Annotated in this window: 12 protein-coding genes; 3 read left to right on the top strand and 9 right to left on the bottom strand. The window is 72.9% G+C overall.

What is annotated here, in order from left to right; all coding sequences use genetic code 11:
- Positions 1-3: 3 nt before the first annotated feature.
- Both ABEA87_RS20265 and pgsA read right to left on the bottom strand, forming a co-directional pair.
- On the bottom strand, positions 4-936 hold the full coding sequence (locus tag ABEA87_RS20265) for a phosphatidylinositol mannoside acyltransferase (RefSeq protein ID WP_345631690.1): 933 nt from the start codon (positions 934-936) through the stop codon (positions 4-6).
- Positions 933-1,589 (bottom strand): phosphatidylinositol phosphate synthase, encoded by a 657-nt coding sequence (gene pgsA, locus ABEA87_RS20260; RefSeq protein WP_345631689.1) that lies wholly within the window; start codon positions 1,587-1,589, stop codon positions 933-935. Before pgsA ends, ABEA87_RS20265 begins: the two co-directional genes overlap by 4 nt.
- Before the next feature lie 427 nt (positions 1,590-2,016).
- On the opposite strand from pgsA, the gene ABEA87_RS20255 reads away from it, so the two are divergent.
- Entirely contained in the window at positions 2,017-4,182 is a 2,166-nt protein-coding gene (locus ABEA87_RS20255; protein WP_345631688.1) for an elongation factor G-like protein EF-G2, read from the top strand.
- Between the two features lie 67 nt (positions 4,183-4,249).
- Here ABEA87_RS20255 and ABEA87_RS20250 read toward each other — a convergent pair whose 3' ends face one another.
- The 3 genes from ABEA87_RS20250 to thrS are packed head-to-tail and all read right to left on the bottom strand — an operon-like array spanning position 4,250 to position 8,637.
- Complete coding sequence (locus ABEA87_RS20250; RefSeq protein WP_345631686.1) at positions 4,250-6,031, bottom strand: MFS transporter; 1,782 nt, start codon at positions 6,029-6,031, stop codon at positions 4,250-4,252.
- A gap of 27 nt (positions 6,032-6,058) precedes the next feature.
- Positions 6,059-6,622, bottom strand: a complete 564-nt coding sequence (locus ABEA87_RS20245; RefSeq protein ID WP_345631685.1) for an HIT family protein — start codon at positions 6,620-6,622, stop codon at positions 6,059-6,061.
- Between the two features lie 23 nt (positions 6,623-6,645).
- Positions 6,646-8,637: a threonine--tRNA ligase gene (gene thrS / locus ABEA87_RS20240; protein ID WP_345631683.1), complete on the bottom strand. Its 1,992-nt coding sequence runs from the start codon at positions 8,635-8,637 to the stop codon at positions 6,646-6,648.
- Positions 8,638-8,734: 97 nt separating this feature from the next.
- Between thrS and ABEA87_RS20235 the strand changes: the two genes are divergently transcribed.
- On the top strand, positions 8,735-9,901 hold the full coding sequence (locus tag ABEA87_RS20235; RefSeq protein ID WP_345631681.1) for a class I SAM-dependent methyltransferase: 1,167 nt from the start codon (positions 8,735-8,737) through the stop codon (positions 9,899-9,901).
- A 91-nt stretch (positions 9,902-9,992) separates the two neighbouring features.
- Here ABEA87_RS20235 and ABEA87_RS20230 read toward each other — a convergent pair whose 3' ends face one another.
- Positions 9,993-12,602 carry a VIT domain-containing protein gene (locus ABEA87_RS20230; RefSeq protein WP_345631679.1) on the bottom strand — a complete coding sequence of 870 codons (2,610 nt, stop codon included), beginning with the start codon at positions 12,600-12,602 and terminating at the stop codon, positions 9,993-9,995.
- A complete protein-coding gene (locus ABEA87_RS20225) occupies positions 12,589-13,446 on the bottom strand; it encodes a helix-turn-helix domain-containing protein (RefSeq protein ID WP_345631677.1) in 858 nt (285 codons plus the stop codon). The genes ABEA87_RS20230 and ABEA87_RS20225 overlap by 14 nt, the downstream gene beginning before the upstream one ends.
- 77 nt (positions 13,447-13,523) lie before the next feature.
- Here ABEA87_RS20225 and ABEA87_RS20220 point away from each other — a divergent pair, with 77 nt between their 5' ends.
- Entirely contained in the window at positions 13,524-14,504 is a 981-nt protein-coding gene (locus ABEA87_RS20220) for an aldo/keto reductase (protein WP_345631675.1), read from the top strand.
- A gap of 50 nt (positions 14,505-14,554) precedes the next feature.
- On the opposite strand, the gene ABEA87_RS20215 is transcribed toward ABEA87_RS20220, so the two are convergent.
- Positions 14,555-16,360 (bottom strand): ABC transporter ATP-binding protein, encoded by a 1,806-nt coding sequence (locus ABEA87_RS20215; protein ID WP_345631674.1) that lies wholly within the window; start codon positions 16,358-16,360, stop codon positions 14,555-14,557.
- On the bottom strand, positions 16,357-18,234 hold the full coding sequence (locus ABEA87_RS20210) for an ABC transporter ATP-binding protein (protein WP_345631672.1): 1,878 nt from the start codon (positions 18,232-18,234) through the stop codon (positions 16,357-16,359). The genes ABEA87_RS20215 and ABEA87_RS20210 overlap by 4 nt, the downstream gene beginning before the upstream one ends.
- Between the last annotated feature and the right edge of the window lie 82 nt (positions 18,235-18,316).

The following is an 18,316-nucleotide window of genomic DNA, read 5'->3' as shown; positions in this document are numbered from 1 at the left end:
CCCCTATCGGCCAGCTTCGTCGTTTGTGGCAGCGGCTTTCTCATCCACTACAGCATCGTCGGGCCACATGCGCTGCATCATGTGCCAGTCCGCGGGGTGCGCCGCGATGCCCTTCGCGAGGCCATCGGCGACCGACTGCGTGAGCGCCCGGACCCGGGCGCCGAAGTTTCCGGTCTCCGGACCGGGCACCGGCAGCGGGCCCCGCAGGCGTGCGTGCGCCGCGTCCTTTTCGTACCACATATCGAGCGTGTAGAGGGGGGCTCCGGTACGCATGGCGAGCAGGGCGGGGCCGGGGGGAACGGTGGTACGGGCACCGAAGAAGGTCACCTCCACTCCCTTGCCGGGCAGGTCGCGGTCGGCCAGGATCGGCACCACGTACCCCCGGCGCAGCCGGGTCTCAAGCGTCTCGCGGATCGAGCCCTCGCCGCCGGTGAGCGGGAGGATCTCCATGCCCAGGCTCTCCCGGAAGGCGACGAAGCGGCGGTACAGGCTCTCCGGCTTAAGCCGCTCCTGCACTGTGATCATTTTCCAGCCCCTGGCGGCCACCCAGGCGCCGGCCGCGTCCCAGTTGCCCGCGTGCGGCAGCGCCACGATCACGCCCCGGCCGGCGTCCACCGACGCGGCGAGCTCGTCGAGGCCGTCCACCACGAACCCGCGCAGGTGCTGGTCCCGGGACAGGCTGGGCAGCCGGAACCCCTCCAGCGCGTACCGGAAGTAGGAGCGCATCGCGCGGCGTACCAGCGCGTCGAACTCCGGTCCGGGCAGCTCGGGGCCGACCACCCGGCGCAGGTTGCCGGCCAGCCGAGTCACGCCCGTGCCGCCCCGGCGCTTCACGAAGTCGGCCGCCACGTCGAACGCCGGAGCCGTCACGGCGAGCGGCAGCATGCGCAGCACCCGCCAGCCGGCGGCGTACGCCAGGTCGGCCGTGCGGCTCACCGGGCTGACCGGGTGGTCTCGGGCTGCCGCTCACGCTCCGCGGCGACGGCCGCGCGGTCCTGCCGGTACACCGTGACGATCCGCTGACCGACCGTGATGAGGGACAGCACGACCAGGATCCACAGCGCGACGTCCATGGCGTACTTCCAGACCAGCTCGGCGAGCAGCCCACCGACCCCGATAATGATCAAGCGCTCGGCCCGCTCGCCGACCCCGACGTTGGCGGTCATCCCCAGCCCCTCGGCGCGGGCCTTGGCGTACGACACGACCTGCGTGGCGACCAGGCAGATCAGCGACGCCGCGGCGGCGGCGTGGCGATCCTGGGTGAGCAGCCAGTACGCCAGCGAGGCGAAGATCGCGCCGTCGGCCACCCGGTCGAGGGTGGAGTCGAGGAAGGCGCCGAACTTGCCCTTGCGCCCGGACATCCGGGCCATGGTTCCGTCGATCACGTCGGTGAGGGAACCGAAGATCACAAACACGGCGGCGAGAACCAACCGGCCTCGGGCGGCGAAGCCCACGGTGCCGACGAGCGTGGCGACGGTGCCGATGATGGTGACCATGTCGGGCGTGACGCGCCGGCGCAGCAGCCAGCCGGCCATCGGCCCCAACACGCGGGGCACACCGGCCCTCGCCACCACGTTGAAGAGTTTCAAGCTCCGCCTCGCTCGCTCCCTGGCCGCCCTCCGGCCTCCGGCCTGGCGGGTCTCACCATAACGGCGGGCCCGATCCGATCGGCCGCCAGGCCCGACCGGTGCCTGCTCGGGCCGGCGTGTGGTCGGGATGGTGTGTGGTCGGTCCGGTGCGTGCTCGGGAGGGTGTGTGGCCTGAAGGGTGTATTCGGGTCGGCGTGCCGGCCGGGCCGACCGGTGCGCGGTCGCGGGTGTGGTCGGGCCGGTCACGCGGGCCGATCATCCGGCACATTAAGGTGGGCGGGCCGGTCGGTCGGCCGTCCCCCGCGGGTCTGTGCGTCGGGGTTGTGTCAGCGCTCCCACGGGAGTGAAATCGCAACCAAGAAGTAACCCGGCGTTCAAGGGCGTCCCACGTCGGCGCTCTGACACCCAGACCGAGGGAGGTGCGCCGATGGCGCAGAAGGCCCAGGAGAAGGGAGTCACCGGCCCAGCGCCGGTGGTGGACGAACCCGGCAGGGTACGCAACGTGGTGCTCGTCGGGCATTCCGGCGCGGGTAAGACGACTCTGGTCGAGGCGCTGCTCGCGGCCACCGGCACGATCGGCCGGGCCGGCTCGGTCGTCGACGGCACCACGGTCAGCGACTACGACCCCGCGGCAGTGCGCCAGCAGCGCTCGGTGAGCCTGTCCTGCGCGCCGCTGCTGTACCGCGACATCAAAGTCAACCTGCTCGACACGCCGGGCTACGCGGACTTCGTCGGCGAGCTGCGCGCCGGGCTGCGCGCCGCGGATGCGGCGCTGTTCGTCGTGTCGGCCGTCGATGGCATGGACGCGGCGACCGGCGCCCTCTGGGAGGAGTGCGCGGCGGTGGGCATGCCCAGGGCCGTCGCGGTGACCCGGCTCGACCACCAGCGGGCCGACTTCGAGGAGACGGTCGCGCTGTGCCGCGAGACGTTCGGCGACAACGTGCTGCCGCTGTACCTGCCGCTGCACGGGGACGACGGGATCTCGGTGGAGGGCCTGATCGGGCTCATCTCGCAGCGCCTGTTCGACTACTCCGGCGGCTACCCGCCCGAGCTGCGTGAGCCCGACCCCCAGCACCTGCCGGCCATCGCGGACTCCCGCGGTGAGCTGCTCGAGGGCATCATCGCGGAGAGCGAGGACGAGACCCTCATGGACCGCTACCTCGGCGGCGAGGAGATCGAAGCCTCGGTGATCGTCGATGACCTGGAGAAGGCGGTGGCCCACGCCACCTTCTTCCCGGTGATCCCGGTCTGCGCCGAGACCCGGGTCGGCATCGACGCCCTGCTGGAGATCCTGACCAGCGCGTTCCCGTCGCCGCCGGAGCACACGCTGCCGGCCGTCGCCGGCCTGAACGGCGATCCGCGCGCGCCGCTGACCTGCGACGCCGCCGGTCCGCTGGTCGCCGAGGTGGTCAAGACGACGGTGGACCCGTACGTCGGGCGGGTGTCGCTGGTGCGGGTCTTCTCCGGCACGCTGCGCCCGGAGACCGCTGTGCACATCGCCGGCCACGGCATGGAGGAGCGCGGCCACGCCGACCACGACTCCGACGAGCGGGTGACGCACATCTACTCCCCGCTCGGCGCGCAGGTGCGCGAGGTGCCCTACTGCGTGGCCGGCGACATCTGCGCCATCACCAAGTCCACCACCGCCGAGACCGGCGACACCATCTCCGGCAAGGACGATCCGGTGCTGATCGCGCCCTGGGAGATGCCCGAGCCGCTGCTGCCGGTGGCCATCGTGGCGAAGACCCGCTCCGACGAGGACGCGCTGGCCAAGAACCTGGGCCGGCTGGTCGCCGGGGACCCCACGCTGCGGCTGGAGCGCAACCCGGAGACCCACCAGCTGGTGCTGTGGTGCATGGGCGAGGCGCACGCCGACGTGGTGCTGGACCGGCTGCGGGCCGGCGGCGTCGAGCTGGACACCGAGCCGGTCAAGGTGGCGCTGCGCGAGACGTTCGGCGCGTCCTCGCGCGGGCACGGCCGGCACGTCAAGCAGTCCGGCGGGCACGGCCAGTACGCGGTGTGCGACATCGCGGTGGAGCCGCTGCCACGCGGGTCGGGCTTCGAGTTCGTGGACAGGGTCGTCGGCGGCGCGGTGCCCAACAACTACATCCCGAGCGTCGAGAAGGGGGTACGCGCCCAGATGGAGCGCGGGATCGCCGCCGGGTACCCGGTGGTGGACCTGCGGGTGACCCTGCTCGACGGCAAGGCGCACTCGGTGGACTCCTCGGACGCCGCGTTCCAGACGGCCGGCAGCCTCGCGCTGAAGGAGGCGGCGGACAAGGGCCACGTGACCCTGCTCGAACCGGTGGACGAGATCTTCATCCGGGTGCCCGATTCCTTCGTCGGCGCCGTGATGAGTGACCTGTCCAGCCGGCGCGGCCGGGTCCTGGGTACCACGCCCGACGAGGGTGGCGCCGAGAAGACGGTGGTGCACGCCGAGGTACCAGCCACGGAACTGATCCGGTACGCGGTGGAGCTGCGCGCCATGACCTCGGGTACGGGCGGCTTCCGGCGCGCCTTCGCCCGGTACGACCCGATGCCCGCCCAGCTGGCCGACCAGGTCAAGAAGGAGCACGTCGCCGCGCACGGCTGAGCCGGAGGCGATACGGCGGTCGGGGCCGCCCCGGGTGGGAGTGGCCCCGACCGTGCGGGTAGGACCGTCAGGAGGTGGTCGCCGGCTGGTCCTCGATGCCGGCGATCTCGGTCGATGGGGCGTCCGCGACCGCGTCGGCGTCCGAGGAGCCCAGCGGCCGGTCCGCGATGGCACCGCGCCCGTTGTCGATGACCGACGCGAGAGCCGCGATCACGCTCATCAGGGCCGCCGCGATGAACACCACCACCAGGCCGTGGTGGAACGGCCCGGAGATCAGGTTCGGGAAGAACTGCTTGCCGGTCAGGATCTGCGCGTGGCCGGCCGGCAGGTGGTTCAGCACTCCGGTCGGGCCGAGCAGCTGGGCCAGCGGGTTGTACCCGAGGAACGCGGCGAACAGGCTGCCGACCGGCGGCAGGTTACCGATCTGCACCGCGACCGATGTCGGCACGCCCTGCGCCTCGAGGCCGCTGGTCAGCGTGTGCGGCAGGGTCGACGCCAGCCCGATGATCATCAGGCTGAAGAAGATGCCGATGGACAGCGCGGCACCGGAGTTGAAGAAGGTGCCCCGCATGCCGGAGGCCGCGCCGCGCTGGGCCGCCGGGACCGAGCCCATGACCGCCGACGCGTTCGGTGAGGAGAACAGGCCGGAACCGAGCCCGTTGATGAGCACCAGCAGGGCGAACAGCCAGTACGGGAAGTTCACCGGCACCACGATCAGGCCGACGAAGCTGGCCGCGACCACCAACGCGCCGCCGACCGCGAACGGCTTGACCCCGAACTTGTCCGACAGCCAGCCTGAGACCGGGCCGGCGACCAGGAAGCCCACCGTCAGTGGCAGCAGGTAGATACCGGCCCACAGCGGGGTCCGCTCGTAGCTGAAGCCGTGCAGCGGTAGCCAGATGCCCTGCAGCCAGATGATCAGCATGAACTGCATGCCGCCCCGGCTGACCGAGGCCAGCAGACCGGCCAGGTTCGCCGACGCGAAGGTGCGGTTCTTGAACAGCGCGAGATGGAACATGGGTTGGGCGACCCGCGCCTCGATGAGGCAGAACACCACCAGCAACACGACGCCGCCGATCAGGGCGGCCAGCACCCACGGGTTGGCCCAGCCGGTGTTGTGGTCGCCGTAGGGCTGGATGCCGTAGGTGATGCCGGCCAGCAGCGCGGCCAGGCCGACCGCGAACGTGGCGTTGCCCCACCAGTCCAGCTTGCCCGGGTTGCGCGCGCCCAACTCGTGCAGCGACAGGTACGACCAGATGGTGCCCACGATGCCGATCGGCACGCTGACCCAGAACACCGCGCGCCAGTCCCACTCGGCGAGGATGCCGCCCAGCACCAGACCGATGAACGAGCCCGCGATCGCGGCCACCTGGTTGATGCCCAGCGCCATGCCGCGCTGCCGGGCCGGGAACGCGTCGGTCAGGATCGCGGTCGAGTTCGCGAAGACCATCGCGCCACCCACCGCCTGCACCACGCGCCAGCCGATCAGCCACAGTGCGCCGCTACCCTGCTGGAACGGGTCCAGGGACAGGGCGATCGAGGCGATGGTGAACACCACGAAGCCCATGTTGTAGAGCTTGACCCGGCCGAACATGTCACCCAGCCGGCCCAGGGCCACCACCAGGACGGCCGAGACCAGCAGGAAGCCCATCAGCATCCAGAGCAGGTAGCTGATGTTTCCCGGATCCAGCGGGTCGAGGTGGATGCCGTTGAAGATCGCCGGCAGAGAGATGATAACGATCGATGAGTTCACTGTGGCGAGCAGCATGCCCACAGTGGTGTTCGACAGCGCCACCCACTTGTAGCGCGGGTGGTCACGGTCGAAGCGCGCGGCCCGTGGTTGATTCACCCGTCAAGATTAGTTGACCGAGGCTAACTAATCGAGGTGACCGCCGTCACCATCCGGCCAAGCCTTGGTTAAAAGCTGTCGGGTATCCGTCAGTAGCTGCGGCAGCACCTTGGTCTGCCCGATAACCGGCATGAAATTCGCGTCCCCGCCCCACCGTGGCACCACGTGCTGGTGCAGGTGCGCGGAGATGCCGGCGCCGGCCACGCTGCCCTGGTTCATGCCGATGTTGAAGCCGTGCGCGCCGCTGACCCGCCGGATCACGCGCATCGCGGTCTGGGTGAACTCGGCGAGCTCAATGGTCTCCGGGCCGGTCAGCTCCGGGTAGTCGGCCACGTGCCGGTACGGGTTGATCATCAGGTGGCCGGGGTTGTACGGGTACAGGTTGAGCACCGCGTACACCAGTTCGCCCCGGGCCACCACGAGACTGCGCTCCTCGGGCGCCTGCGGCGCCAGGCAGAACGGGCAGCCGGTGGGCGCCTCGTACCCGTCGTCCGGACGGTCGGAGCCGCTCACATAAGTCATCCGGTGCGGCGTCCAGAGCCGCTCCAGGTTGTCGGGTACGCCGGGCTGACCGTCCGTCTCGTTGGACATCCCAGAGATCCTACGGCCGCCGGTCAGCCCTCGGAGACCGGCAGCTCAGCCGACGGACCCTCGTTGGTGCGCGAGCGAACCACGTCCCGCACGTGCGCGATCGCCTCGGCCAGCGGCACCCCGTTGCGCTGGGAGCCGTCCCGGTACCGGAAGGAGACGGTGCCGTCGGCGACGTCCTGGTCCCCGGCGATCGCCATGAACGGGATCTTCTGCTGCTGCGCGGTGCGGATCTTCTTCTGCATCCGGTCGGCCGAGAAGTCCACCTCCGCCCGCAGCCCCTCCGCGCGCAGCGCCGCCACGAACTCGGTCAGGTACTGCGTGTGCTCGTCGCGGATCGGGATGCCCACCACCTGTACCGGCGCCAGCCAGGCCGGGAACGCCCCGGCGTAGTGCTCGGTGAGCACGCCGAAGAACCGCTCGATCGAGCCGAACAGGGCGCGGTGGATCATGACGGGCTGCTGCCGGCCGCCCTCGGCCGACTGGTACTCCAGGTCGAAGCGCTCCGGCTGGTTGAAGTCGACCTGGATGGTGGACATCTGCCAGGTGCGGCCGATGGCGTCCTTCACCTGCACGGAGATCTTGGGGCCGTAGAAGGCCGCGCCGCCCGGGTCGGGCACCAGCTCCAGGCCGGACTCCTCGGCGGCGGTGCGCAGGGCCTCGGTCGCCTTGGCCCAGCTCTCGTCGGTGCCCACGTACTTCTCTTCGTTGCGCGTGGACAGCTCGAGGTAGAAGTCCTCCAGCCCGTAGTCGCGCAGCAGGTCCAGCACGAACCGCAGCAACGACTTGAGCTCGTCCTGCAGCTGGTCGGGGGTGCAGTAGATGTGCGCGTCGTCCTGCGTCAGCCCGCGCACCCGGGTCAGCCCGTGCACCACGCCGGACTTCTCGTACCGGTACACCGAACCGAACTCGAACAGCCGCAGCGGCAGCTCCCGGTACGACCGGCCGCGGGCCCGGAAGATCAGGTTGTGGAACGGGCAGTTCATCGGCTTGAGGTAGTAGCTCGCGCCCTCAAGCTCCATGGGCGGGTACATGCCGTCGGCGTACCAGGCCAGGTGCCCCGAGGTCTCGAACAGCGACCCCTTGGTGATGTGCGGGGTGTTCACGAACGAGTACCCGGCCTGCTCGTGCCGCTCGCGGGAGTAGTTCTCCAACTCCCGGCGGATGATGCCGCCCTTGGGGTGGAACACCGCCAGACCGGAGCCGATCTCGTCGGGGAAGCTGAACAGGTCCAGGTCCGCGCCCAGCTTGCGGTGGTCGCGCCGGGCGGCCTCCTCCAGCAGGCGCAGGTACTCCTTCAGCTCGTCCCGGGTCGGCCAGGCGGTGCCGTACACCCGCTGCAGCTGGGGGTTGCGCTCGCTGCCCCGCCAGTACGCGGCGGCGGTGCGCATCAGCTTGAACGCGCCGATCAGCCGGGTCGAGGGCAGGTGCGGCCCGCGGCACAGATCGCCCCAGCAGCGCTGTCCCGTCTTCGGGTCGAGGTTGTCGTAGATGGTCAGCTCGCCGCCGCCCACCTCCATCACCTCGGAGGCGTCGACATCGCCCTTGATGTCGACCAGCTCCAGCTTGTACGGCTCCTCGGCCAGCTCGGTCTTGGCCTGCTCCAGGGAGTCGAACCGGCGGCGCCGGAACAGCTGGCCGGCCTTGATGATCTCCTGCATGCGCTTTTCCAGCTTGTCGAGATCCTCGGGCTGGAAGGGCCGGGAGACGTCGAAGTCGTAGTAGAAGCCGTTGGCGATCGGCGGGCCGATGCCCAGCTTCGCCTCGGGGAACACGTCCTGCACCGCCTGGGCCAGCACGTGCGCCGTCGAGTGGCGCAGCACGTTGAGTCCGTCCGGCTCGCTGATGCTGACCGGAGTGACCGTGGTCTCGATCTCGGGCGCCCAGGACAGGTCGCGCAGGCGCCCCTCCGGGTCGCGAACCACCACGATGGCCCGGGGGCCGGCCAGCGGCAGGCCGGCCGCGGCCACCGCGTCGGCGCCCGCCGTGCCGGCAGGGACGACGACGGAATCGGCCACGGTGCTCTCCTTAGGAAGGTGGAATCTGCGGTCCCGATGCTAGCCGGCAACCGGGGAGCACCTGCCAGCGACGTCCGGGGCACGCTAGATTGTCGCCGTGCCTGACTTGATCGCGCCGCTCGAGCGCCGGTACCAGAAATTCTTCGCGGATCGCCCAGCGGTCCCGTTCGCGGTGGCGGCCGGCCCGGGCGCCCCGGCACACACCCTCGGCAACGGCGACCCGGTGTTCACGATCACCGTCACCGACGCCCGCGGCGCCAAGGCACTCGCCGGGCTGGACCAGTTCGGGGTGGCCGTGGCCTACCTTCAGGGGTGGCTGGACGTGGACGGCGACCTGGCCACCGCGCTGAAGATGCGCAAGTTCTTCCATGACATCCACCCGATCGCCTGGGTCTCCCAGTTCACCCCGGCACTGGTGCGCGGGCGGCGGGAGCACGACCGCCGGTCGATCGCCGCGCACTACGACGAGGACTCCGAGTTCTTCCTGACCTTCCTGGACACCCGGCACCGCTGCTACACGGAGGGCGTCTTCGCGTACGACGACGAGCCCCTGGAAGACGCCATGACCCGCAAGATGGAGCTGGCCGTCGAGGCGATCGGGGTCAAGCCGGGCGACCACGTGCTGGAGGTGGGCGGCGGCTGGGGCGCGTTCTCGGAGTACGCGGCCAAGCGCGGCATCCAAGTGACCACGCTCACTCTGGCCAAGGAGTCGGAGAACTACCTCAACGGGCTGTTCGAGCGGGAGGGCCTGACCGGGACGGCCCGGGTGGTGCGCGAGCACATCTTCAACTACCGGGCGCCGCAGCGCTACGACGCGATCGTGAACATGGGCGTGACCGAGCACCTGCCCGACTACCGGACCACCCTGCGCAAGTACGCGGAACTGGTCAAGCCGGGCGGCTCGGTGTACCTGGACGCGCTGGGCATGCGCAACAAGCACCGGATCTCCACGTTCATGAGCCGGTACGTGTACCCGGGCGGCCAGTCCCCGCTGCTGCTGCACCAGTACCTGCGCGAGGTGGCCCGGTCCCCGTTCGAGCTGATCAGCATCCAGGACGACCGGCACAACTACCACCTGACCTGCAAGCGCTGGGCGCAGCGGCTGGACGCGGCACGCGACGAGGTGGTCAAGAACTGGGGTGAGCCGCTGTACCGGCGCTTCCGGCTCTTCCTGTGGGGCTCGGCGGCCGGCTTCGACATGGGCCTGGTCCAGGCCTACCGCTGGGTGCTCAAGCTGCCCGTCCCGGACCAGCTCGGCGCCTGACCGACCCCGTTCGGGCCGGTCAGGCAATCGATTCCGGTAGGGCGCTTTCGCGTCCGGGCGATTCCCGGGCAGGCGTTGCGCGGTAGAGCGGTCAGCGGGGGCGCCAGAAGGCGCCCTTGCGCCGGCCGGCGGCCGGGCTGGACCCGCCCGATCCGGACCCGCCCGATCCAGGCGCTGCCGGGCCGCCAGCCGGGTCTGCGGCCGCTGGGTCTGCGGCCGCTGGGTCTCCGGCGGCCGGAGCGTCTCCGGTCGGCGAATCGCCGGCCGCGAGGCGGTCCAGCGTGGCCAGCGCGCGGTCCCACCGCTCGGCCAGCGGCAGCGCCGCGTCGCGCAGCGCCTCGACCAGGTCCCGCAGCGCGCCCGCGAGAGGCCCCGACGCCAGCCACGTGGCCTGGGCGTCGAGCCGGCTGGCGAGGTCATCGAGCAGTTCGGCGCGGCGCGCGGGCGGCAGCTCGGCGGACGCGCGCAGCGCACCCGCCTCCCGCCCGGCCAACTCGGCCAGGATGGCCTCGGCGCCGGGGTCGTCGGCGGCCGGGCCGGACATCGAGGCCTGCGGCCCCGCCAGGCTCGGCTGGGGCGGCAGCGACGCCGACGGGAGCGACGCCGGCGGGAGCGATGTCGGCGGCCGGGGCGGCGACACCGGGGCCTTCGGCTGGGCCGGGGTGGCGCCGGACCGGGCGGCGCGGTGCATACGCGCGCGGGGGGCGGCCCCGCCGAGCGCGAAGGCGGCCATGGTCATCGGCGCCCCACCCGGCGCGGCCGGGCTTGGCGACTCCCAGCCCGACGGCAGCTCGACCGGCTGCGTCACCCGGTGCGGGGTGCCGCCCTCGGTAACCACCCGAGCATCGACGGCAACGTACGCGGTGAACCGGCACAGCACGCCGAAGCGCAGCGAGGTGGCGACGATCTCCCGCTCCAGCGCGCCATCGGCGGTCACCGTGTACCTGTCCTCCAGGTCGCGCAGGTGAGCCCGGCCCCAGATCGCCGCCGAGGCGGGCGCGTCCACCGCGGTCGCGGGCACCTCCACCCGCCAGGGGTCGCCGGCGGCGTCGGTACCGGTGAGGATGAGCTTCCCGGCCGCCGGGCCCCGGTACCGGCCGGCCACCACCAGCGGCACCCCGGGGAACACGTCCGGCATCCGGGCCGGAGCCGCCGTACCGTCGACCAGTTCCAGCCCCTCCGCGCGCAGCCGTACCCCGGTGACCAGCGGGGCCGCGATCCGCCGGTGGATGCGCTCCATCGCCTCGTCGAGCCGCTCCTCGGACTCGACCAGCTCACAGCGCCCCGACCCGTAGGCGGCGAGCCGGCCGAGGAAACCGGCGTTGACGGCCCGGTCGATGCCGACCGCGTGGATCCGGACGCCGCCGGAGCGCTCGCCGGCCGTGGCGACCTCCCGCAGCAGCTGGTCCTCGTTGCCCACCTGGCCGTCGGTGACCAGCACCAGCACCCGGTCCCGGGACGGGTCGGCGAGCAGCCCAAGCCCCTCCTGCAGCGGGCCGAACATCTCCGTGCCGCCGCGCGCGTCGAGGCGGGCCAGGTGCTCCACGGCCCGGTACCGGTTGCGGTCCGTGCCGGCCGCCAGCCCCTTGGGCAGCGCGTCGGGGTACTCGATCACGCTGTCGAAGGCCAGTACGGCGAACCGGTCGGCGTCGGTGAGCGTGTCCACGATCCGGGCGGCGGCGCGCCGCGCGGCGACCATCTTCCAGCCGTGCATGCTGCCGGAACGGTCCAGCAGCAGCACCAGGTCCTTGGGCCGGGCCGGCGCCGTGGGCTCCGGCGGCAGCACGGACAGCCGCCAGGTGCCCTCGCCCAGGTCGGCCGCCGGCGCGTCGTCGGTCGCGGCACCGTCGGTCGCGGCACCGTCGGTCGCGGCGGCGCCGGTGGCTGGGGTCCGGGGCGCGTCCGGGGTCAACGCCAGGGCCGAGGCCGACTCGTCGTAGGTCAGCCGCAGGATGAAGTCCCGGTTCACCCGCTCGCCCGGCCGGACCCGCACCACTGCGTCTGATTCGCTGACGGCGTGCAGGCTGGAGGCGAGCGCGCGCACCGGCAGGCCGGCCGGGTCGAGCCGCACCTCGATGGACAGGTCGACCGGGTTGGGGAAGCCCGGCAGCAGCACCGGCGGGGTGATCCGGGAGGCGTCCGGTACGGCGGCGGTGTCCGGCGCGTACCCGTCGCCCACCGGCTCGCCGGGCAGCGGCGCACCGGGGATGTAGCGGGGCGCGACCACGAGCGGGAAGCGGAACTCCGCCTGGCCGTCGGCGAAGGACAGCGGCCCGGCCAGCGTGAGCGCCACGGTCACCTGCTCGCCGGGCAGGATGTTGCCGACCCGCAGGGTGAACACGTCCGGCCGCTCCTCCTCGGCGATCGAGGCCCGCTGCCCGGCCGCGATGGCCTCGTCGTACCTCTGCCGGGCGCTGGCCCGCTCCTCCAGCACGCCCTCGATGACCCGGTCCCCCGCGGTCATCCTCAGCCCGGTCAGCGCGGCGCGATCCGGCAGCGGGAACACATAGGTGGCCTCCAGCGGGACGTCGTGCGGGTTGCGGAAGCCCTGGATCAGCTCGATCCCGGCGGTCAGCCCGGTGATGGTCGCCCGCAGGTCGAGGCGGTGCAGTGGCAGGTTGCCCCGCTCGGTGCGCAGCGCGCCGAAGCCGTCGTCCTCGCGACCGGCCGGGACGTCTCGCAGGTCATCAATGGTCGTCATTGCTGGGCTCCTCGGGTGTCAGCAGGCCACGCTCCGCCAGGAGGCGCAGCAGCGGCTGGGCGGCGGCGGTGATGTCGGCGAGGTCTCGGGAGGACGGGGCGGACGGCAGGTCCAGCGCGACGCCGGCCGGCAGCACCACGCGGTATCGCAGCTCGGTGGCCTCGGAGCCAGCTGGCAGGCCGGCTGGCGGGGTGGCTGGCAGGCCGGCTGGCGGGGTGGCCCAGAACCGGTCGCGCCGGGCGGGTCCGCCTCGGGGCGTCGGGCCGGGTGCGCGCGCCGGCGGGGCCGGCGGTGCCGGACGTGGGGTGCGCGCCGGCAGCGGGGCGAAGATCGCAGGAGCCGCCGAACCGGGCCGCACCGGCTGCTCCCCCTCGTCCAGAGTCGCCGGCGGAACCGGTGCGGGTGCGGACGGCCGGGCCACGGGCGACCCCGGAGGCAGGGGCGATGCCGGATGCGCAGGCGACGGCGACGGCGAGTGCGCGGGCGCCGCCGGAGGCAGCGACACCGGCGGCGGGGACGCCGGCGGGCGGCCGGGGATGCGCGCGACCCGGCGCAGCGCGGCGTCCGTGGCACCGGCCAGCTCGGCCTGGATCTCGGCCAGGGCCAGCCCCTGCGCCTGGCGCCGCTTGACCGCGACCACCTGCAGCAGGTGGCGCTCGCCGTAGAGGGCGGTCCGGCCGCGGAACCGGGCCGGCCGGTCGAGCAGGCCGATCGTCGTATACCACCGGATGGCGCGGGCGTCGGGCACCTCGCGGACTCGGCCGTTGGGCGCGCGGACCTCGTCCGCGGCCAGGGCATCCGCCACCCGCCGCACCAGTTCCTCCAGCGTCCATTCATCGGTCACCCGGTCATCGTGACACTGTCATATGACACTGTCAACGTCTGCCCCGAGCCGGAGTCGATCTCCGGTAGGCTCGCGGCGTGGAGCAGCGGACTTTCGGCCGTACCGGCCGCCAGGTGAGTGTGATCGGACTCGGCGCATGGCAACTAGGCGCTGACTGGGGCGAGGTGGACGAGGACGACGCGCTCGCCACTCTGTCCGAGGCCGTCGACGCGGGGGTGAACCTCATCGACACCGCCGACGTCTACGGCGACGGGCGCAGCGAGCGGCTGATCGGCCGGTTCCTGCGCGAGCGCGGCGGCGACATCACGGTCGCCACCAAGATGGGCCGGCGGGTGGCGCAGGTGCCCGAGCACTACACCCTCGACAACTTCCGGGCCTGGAACGACCGGTCCCGCGAGAACCTGGGCGTGGACACCCTCGACCTGGTCCAGCTGCACTGCCCGCCCACGTCGGTGTACTCGACCGACGCGGTGTACGACGCGCTGGACACGCTGGTGGCCGAGAAGCGGATCGCCGCGTACGGGGTGAGCGTGGAGACCAGGGCCGAGGCGCTGGCCGCCATCGCACGGCCGGGCGTGGCCACGGTGCAGATCATCCTGAACATGCTGCGGCTCGGGCCGCTGGCCGAGGTGCTGCCGGCGGCGCGCGAGGCCGGCGTGGGCATCCTCGCCCGGGTACCGCTGGCCAGCGGGCTGCTGTCCGGCCGGTACGACGAGCACACCACGTTCGCCGAGAACGACCACCGCAACTTCAACCGGCACGGTGAGGCGTTCGACGTCGGCGAGACCTTCTCCGGCGTGGACTTCGCCACCGGCCTGGAGGCTGTACGCCGGCTGTCCCCGCTGATCCCGGCGGGCGCCACCATGGCGCAGTTCGCGCTGCGCTGGATCGTGGACCAGCCGGGGGTCAGCGTGGTCATCCCGGGTGCCCGCAACCCGCAGCAGGCCCGGGCCAACGCCGAGGCCGCGAACCTGGCGCCGATCACCGCCGAGGCGGCGGCCACCGTGCGGCAGGTGTACGACGAGCTGATCGCCCCCCAGATCGCCGACCGCTGGTGAACCGCGGCCCGGCCGGACCGGGGTTTCTCCCGCCCGGCCGGGCCGACGCGTCACCGGTAGGCGCGGGCCTGCAGTTCGTGCAGTTCGGCGTACAGGCCGCCGGCCCGCACCAGGGTGTCGTGGTCACCGATCTCGACGATCCGGCCACCCGCCAGGACGATGACGAGGTCGGCCATGGTGGCGGTGGTGAACCGGTGTGACACCAGAAGGGTGACGGGCCGGTCGGCCGGGCCGGCGGACCTGACCTGTCGGGCGATGGTGTCGAACAGGGCGTGCTCGGTGAGCGCGTCGAGCGCCGCGGTGGGCTCGTCGAAGACCGCGACCAGCGGCCGGTCCCGCATGAACGCCCTACCCAGCGCCAGCTTCTGCCACTGGCCGCCGGACAGGTCGACGCCACCCCAGGCGGTACCGAGCTGGGTGCGCAGCCCCCGCGGCGGCAGGTCGGCCAGTTCGTCCGCGCCGGCCCGGCGCAGCGCCCCGGTGACCGCCTCCGGGTCGGCGACCCGCGGCAGGTCGCCGAGGCCGACGGATTCGTCGAGGGTGAACTCGAACCGGACGAAGTCCTGGAACGCCGGCCCGATCCGCCGCTGCCAGCCGGCCGCGTCGATGGTGGCGAGGTCGGCGCCGTCGACCCGGATCGCGCCGCCGGTCGGCCGGTAGAGCCCGAGCAGCAACTTGAGCAGGGTGGTCTTGCCCGATCCGTTCTCGCCGACCAGGGCGACGACCGAGCCGGCCGGAAGGTGCGCGCTGACGCCGTCGAGTACCAGCGCGTCGGTGCCCGGGTACCGGAAGGTGACGCCGTCCAGGTCGATGCCGTCGCGCAGCCGGGCCGGCGGTGGCGTGGCCTGGCCCGGGGGCGGGGTGGCGGTGGCCGCGTAGTCGGTGAGCCAGGCCAGCCGCCCGGCCGCGGACAGCACCCGGTTCAGGTAGCTGGCGTACTGCACGGCCGAGGCCAGCTGACCGTTGATGAGCGCGGCGAGCGACAGGGTCAGCACCAGGGTTCCCACGGTGGCCCTGCCGTGTGCCGCGGCCACGAGCACGAGCAGCACGGCCGCCACGTACCCGCCGGCGAACACCACGGCGGCCCCGGTGCTGGCGGCCAGCCCGCGCAGCGCCGCCCGCCGGCCGTCGCGCTCCATCCGCTCGCTGATCGCCCGGTGCCGGGCCAGCAGCTCGTCGATCAGGCCATAGACGCGCAGTTCCTTACCGGCCGACGGAGATGACGCGACCCGGTAGAGGTGGTTACGCAGCCGGGAGTCGGAGGCACCACGCTCGCGGGCGCGCTGGGCGAGTCCGGCCGAGTACCGGTTGGCCAGCAGCGCGGGGAGCCCGAACAGCGGCAGCAGGGCCAGGATCGGATCCAGGGTGGCGAGGATGGCCACCGCACCGGCCAGGGACGCCACCACCCGGAGGTTCAGCACCGCCGCGTTGAGCATGCCGGCCAGCGCGCTGCGCTCCTGCCGGATGAGGGTCAGCTGGTCGGCGTACTGGCGGCGTTCATGGTGCTCGATGGTCGGGATGGCCCCGGCCAGGTGCATGAGTCGGCCATCGATGTACCGGCCGGCCCGTTCGGAGACCGCGGTGGTCAGCTGCAGGTACCCGCGCCCGAGCAGCGCGGCGAGCCCGGCCGCACCGGCCATCAATCCGGCGGCCCCTATCGCCCGTCCGGTCTCGTGGTGCAGCGCGGCGTCGGTGATCAGCTTGGTGCCGTACGCGGCGGCGAGCGTGGCCCCGGTGGCCGCGAGCTGGCAGACGAACAGCGCGGTGGCGTGCCAGGGAGCGGCCCGGAAGCACACACCGAACAGGGTGCGTGCCCGCCGCCACCAGCCCGCGGGCGCGATGACCGGCTCGGTCATGATGCGGCCGGGGCGGACTGGGCGGACTGGGCGGCGAACATCTCGGCGTACCGGCCGCCGCGGCCGAGCAGGTCGGCGTGCGAACCGAGTTCGGCGACCTGACCGCCGTCGAGCACGCAGATCAGGTCGGCCCGGCGCACGGTGGCGAACCGGTGGGAGATCAGGATGGTGGTCACCGCCCGGGTGATGTCGAGGAACTGGTCGTAGAAGGCCGCCTCGGCGCGGATGTCGAGGTTCGCGGTGGGCTCGTCGAGGATGAGCAGCCGGGCTCCGGCGTCGACGGCCAGCAGCGCCCGCGCCAGCGCGACCCGCTGCCACTGCCCGCCGGACAGCTCCCCGCCCCCGTCGAAATGCCGGGCCAGCGGCGAATCCCAGCCGCGCGGCAGCGCCCGCAGCGCGTCCAGAATCCCGGCGCGCGCGGCGGCGTCCTCGATCGCGGCGCCGTCCCCGGCCAGGCGGAGCGCCCCAAACCCGATGTTGTCCCGGGCGGGCAGCTCGTAGCGGGCGAAGTCCTGGAACACCGCGGCGATGCCGCGCTGCCACCGGTACGGATCGAGGGCCCGCAGGTCGATCCCACCGGCGGTGATCGTGCCGGCATCGGGATCGTAGAAGCGGCAGAGCAACTTGATCAGAGTGGTCTTGCCGGCGCCGTTGACGCCCACGATCGCCAGCGACCGGCCCGCCGGGACGGTCAGGTCCAGCCCGTCGAGCACCGGCCGGTCGGCGCCGGGGTAGCCGAACCGCACGCCGCGCAGGACCAGCTCCAAGCCGTCGCCGGCCGGCGGCCCCTCGCCGGCCCGGTCGCCGTCGACCGGCTCAGGCACCGCCTTTTCGCGCGCCACCGCTGCCCGGGCCGCGCGCTCCACCGCCGTCACCGCGGGCAGCCCGGACAGGCCGTACTCGATCTGGAAGTCCTGCTGGCCCCGGGCGTTCAGCGAGGCGGCGAGCGTGACGGCCCGCAGGAAGACCACCAGCGCGCCGAGCCCGATGGCGTGCCGGAGCGCCGCGCCGGCCAGCAGCGCGTAGGCGGCGAAGTTCACCGCCACGACGCCGCCCAGCGCAGCGGCGAAGGCTCGGCGGCGGCCGTGCCGCGCGGCCCAGACCTTCTCCATCGCGGAGTCCCACTCGGCGCGGAACCGGTCGCCCAGCCAGCCGGTGAGCCCGAACAGCCGGACCTCCTTGGCCGGCCCCGGCGTCAGCACCAGGTCGCGCAGGTATCCCGCCCGGCGCATCAGCGCGGTCTGCCGGGCCACCACCTGGGTCTGCGCCAGGTAGCCGCGCCGGCTCTCACGGCCCCACCACACGTTCACGGCGAGCAGCGCGACCGCCAGCCACCAGTGGAAGAAGCCCACCACCACGATGCCGACCCCGCTGGTCAGGCTCTGGCCGGCGCGGGTGGCCAGGCCGGCGACCGCGCCGCCCGGGGTGTAGCCGCCGGCGCCGACCCCGGCCACCCGGGACAGCAGGTCGCGCACCGAGGGGTCGTCCAGGTGGGCGACGCCCGAGGGACCGTTGACCGCGCGGATGGCGCGGCGCTGCAGCGACCCGTCCACCCGCGCGCCCAGCGAGGTCGCGAGGGCGGCCGACAGCCGGGACCCTAGCTGCCCGGCCAGGAACAGCGCGGCCAGCTCCACGGCGGCCAGCACCGCCCGGTGGCCCGCCGGTGAGCCCAGGCCGCCTCGCGCGGCGGCCACCAGCTCGGTGGCCAGCCGGCCGGAGACCAGCACTGCCGCCGCAGGGGCGAGGCCGCTGATCACGATGGCGGCGGCCAGCCCGGCGACCGAGCCGCGCCCGGCGTCGGGCAGCAGCCGCAGCACGGCCAGCCGCGACGAGCCGCGCGCCCGCTCCCCCAGCCCGCGCAGCCGGTCCCTCACGCCACGAGCGTGGCCTCGCGCGCCGCGCGGCCGTTCCCCATCGCCATCGCCCCGAGGATGGTCCTTCCCGCCCCGTGGCCGG

This window comes from Rugosimonospora acidiphila (genome assembly GCF_039543385.1).
Lineage (GTDB): Bacteria > Actinomycetota > Actinomycetes > Mycobacteriales > Micromonosporaceae > Rugosimonospora > Rugosimonospora acidiphila.
Note: the sequence above shows the minus strand (reverse complement) of the source record. Positions and strands in the feature narration are given on the sequence as shown.

Coding starts and splice junctions, on each gene's coding strand:
- ABEA87_RS20255 (WP_345631688.1), top strand. CDS start 2,017: ATGGCGCAGAAGGCCCAGGAGAAGGGAGTCACCGGCCCAGCGCCGGTG.
- ABEA87_RS20245 (WP_345631685.1), bottom strand. CDS start 6,622: ATGTCCAACGAGACGGACGGTCAGCCCGGCGTACCCGACAACCTGGAG.
- ABEA87_RS20230 (WP_345631679.1), bottom strand. CDS start 12,602: ATGACGACCATTGATGACCTGCGAGACGTCCCGGCCGGTCGCGAGGAC.
- ABEA87_RS20215 (WP_345631674.1), bottom strand. CDS start 16,360: ATGACCGAGCCGGTCATCGCGCCCGCGGGCTGGTGGCGGCGGGCACGC.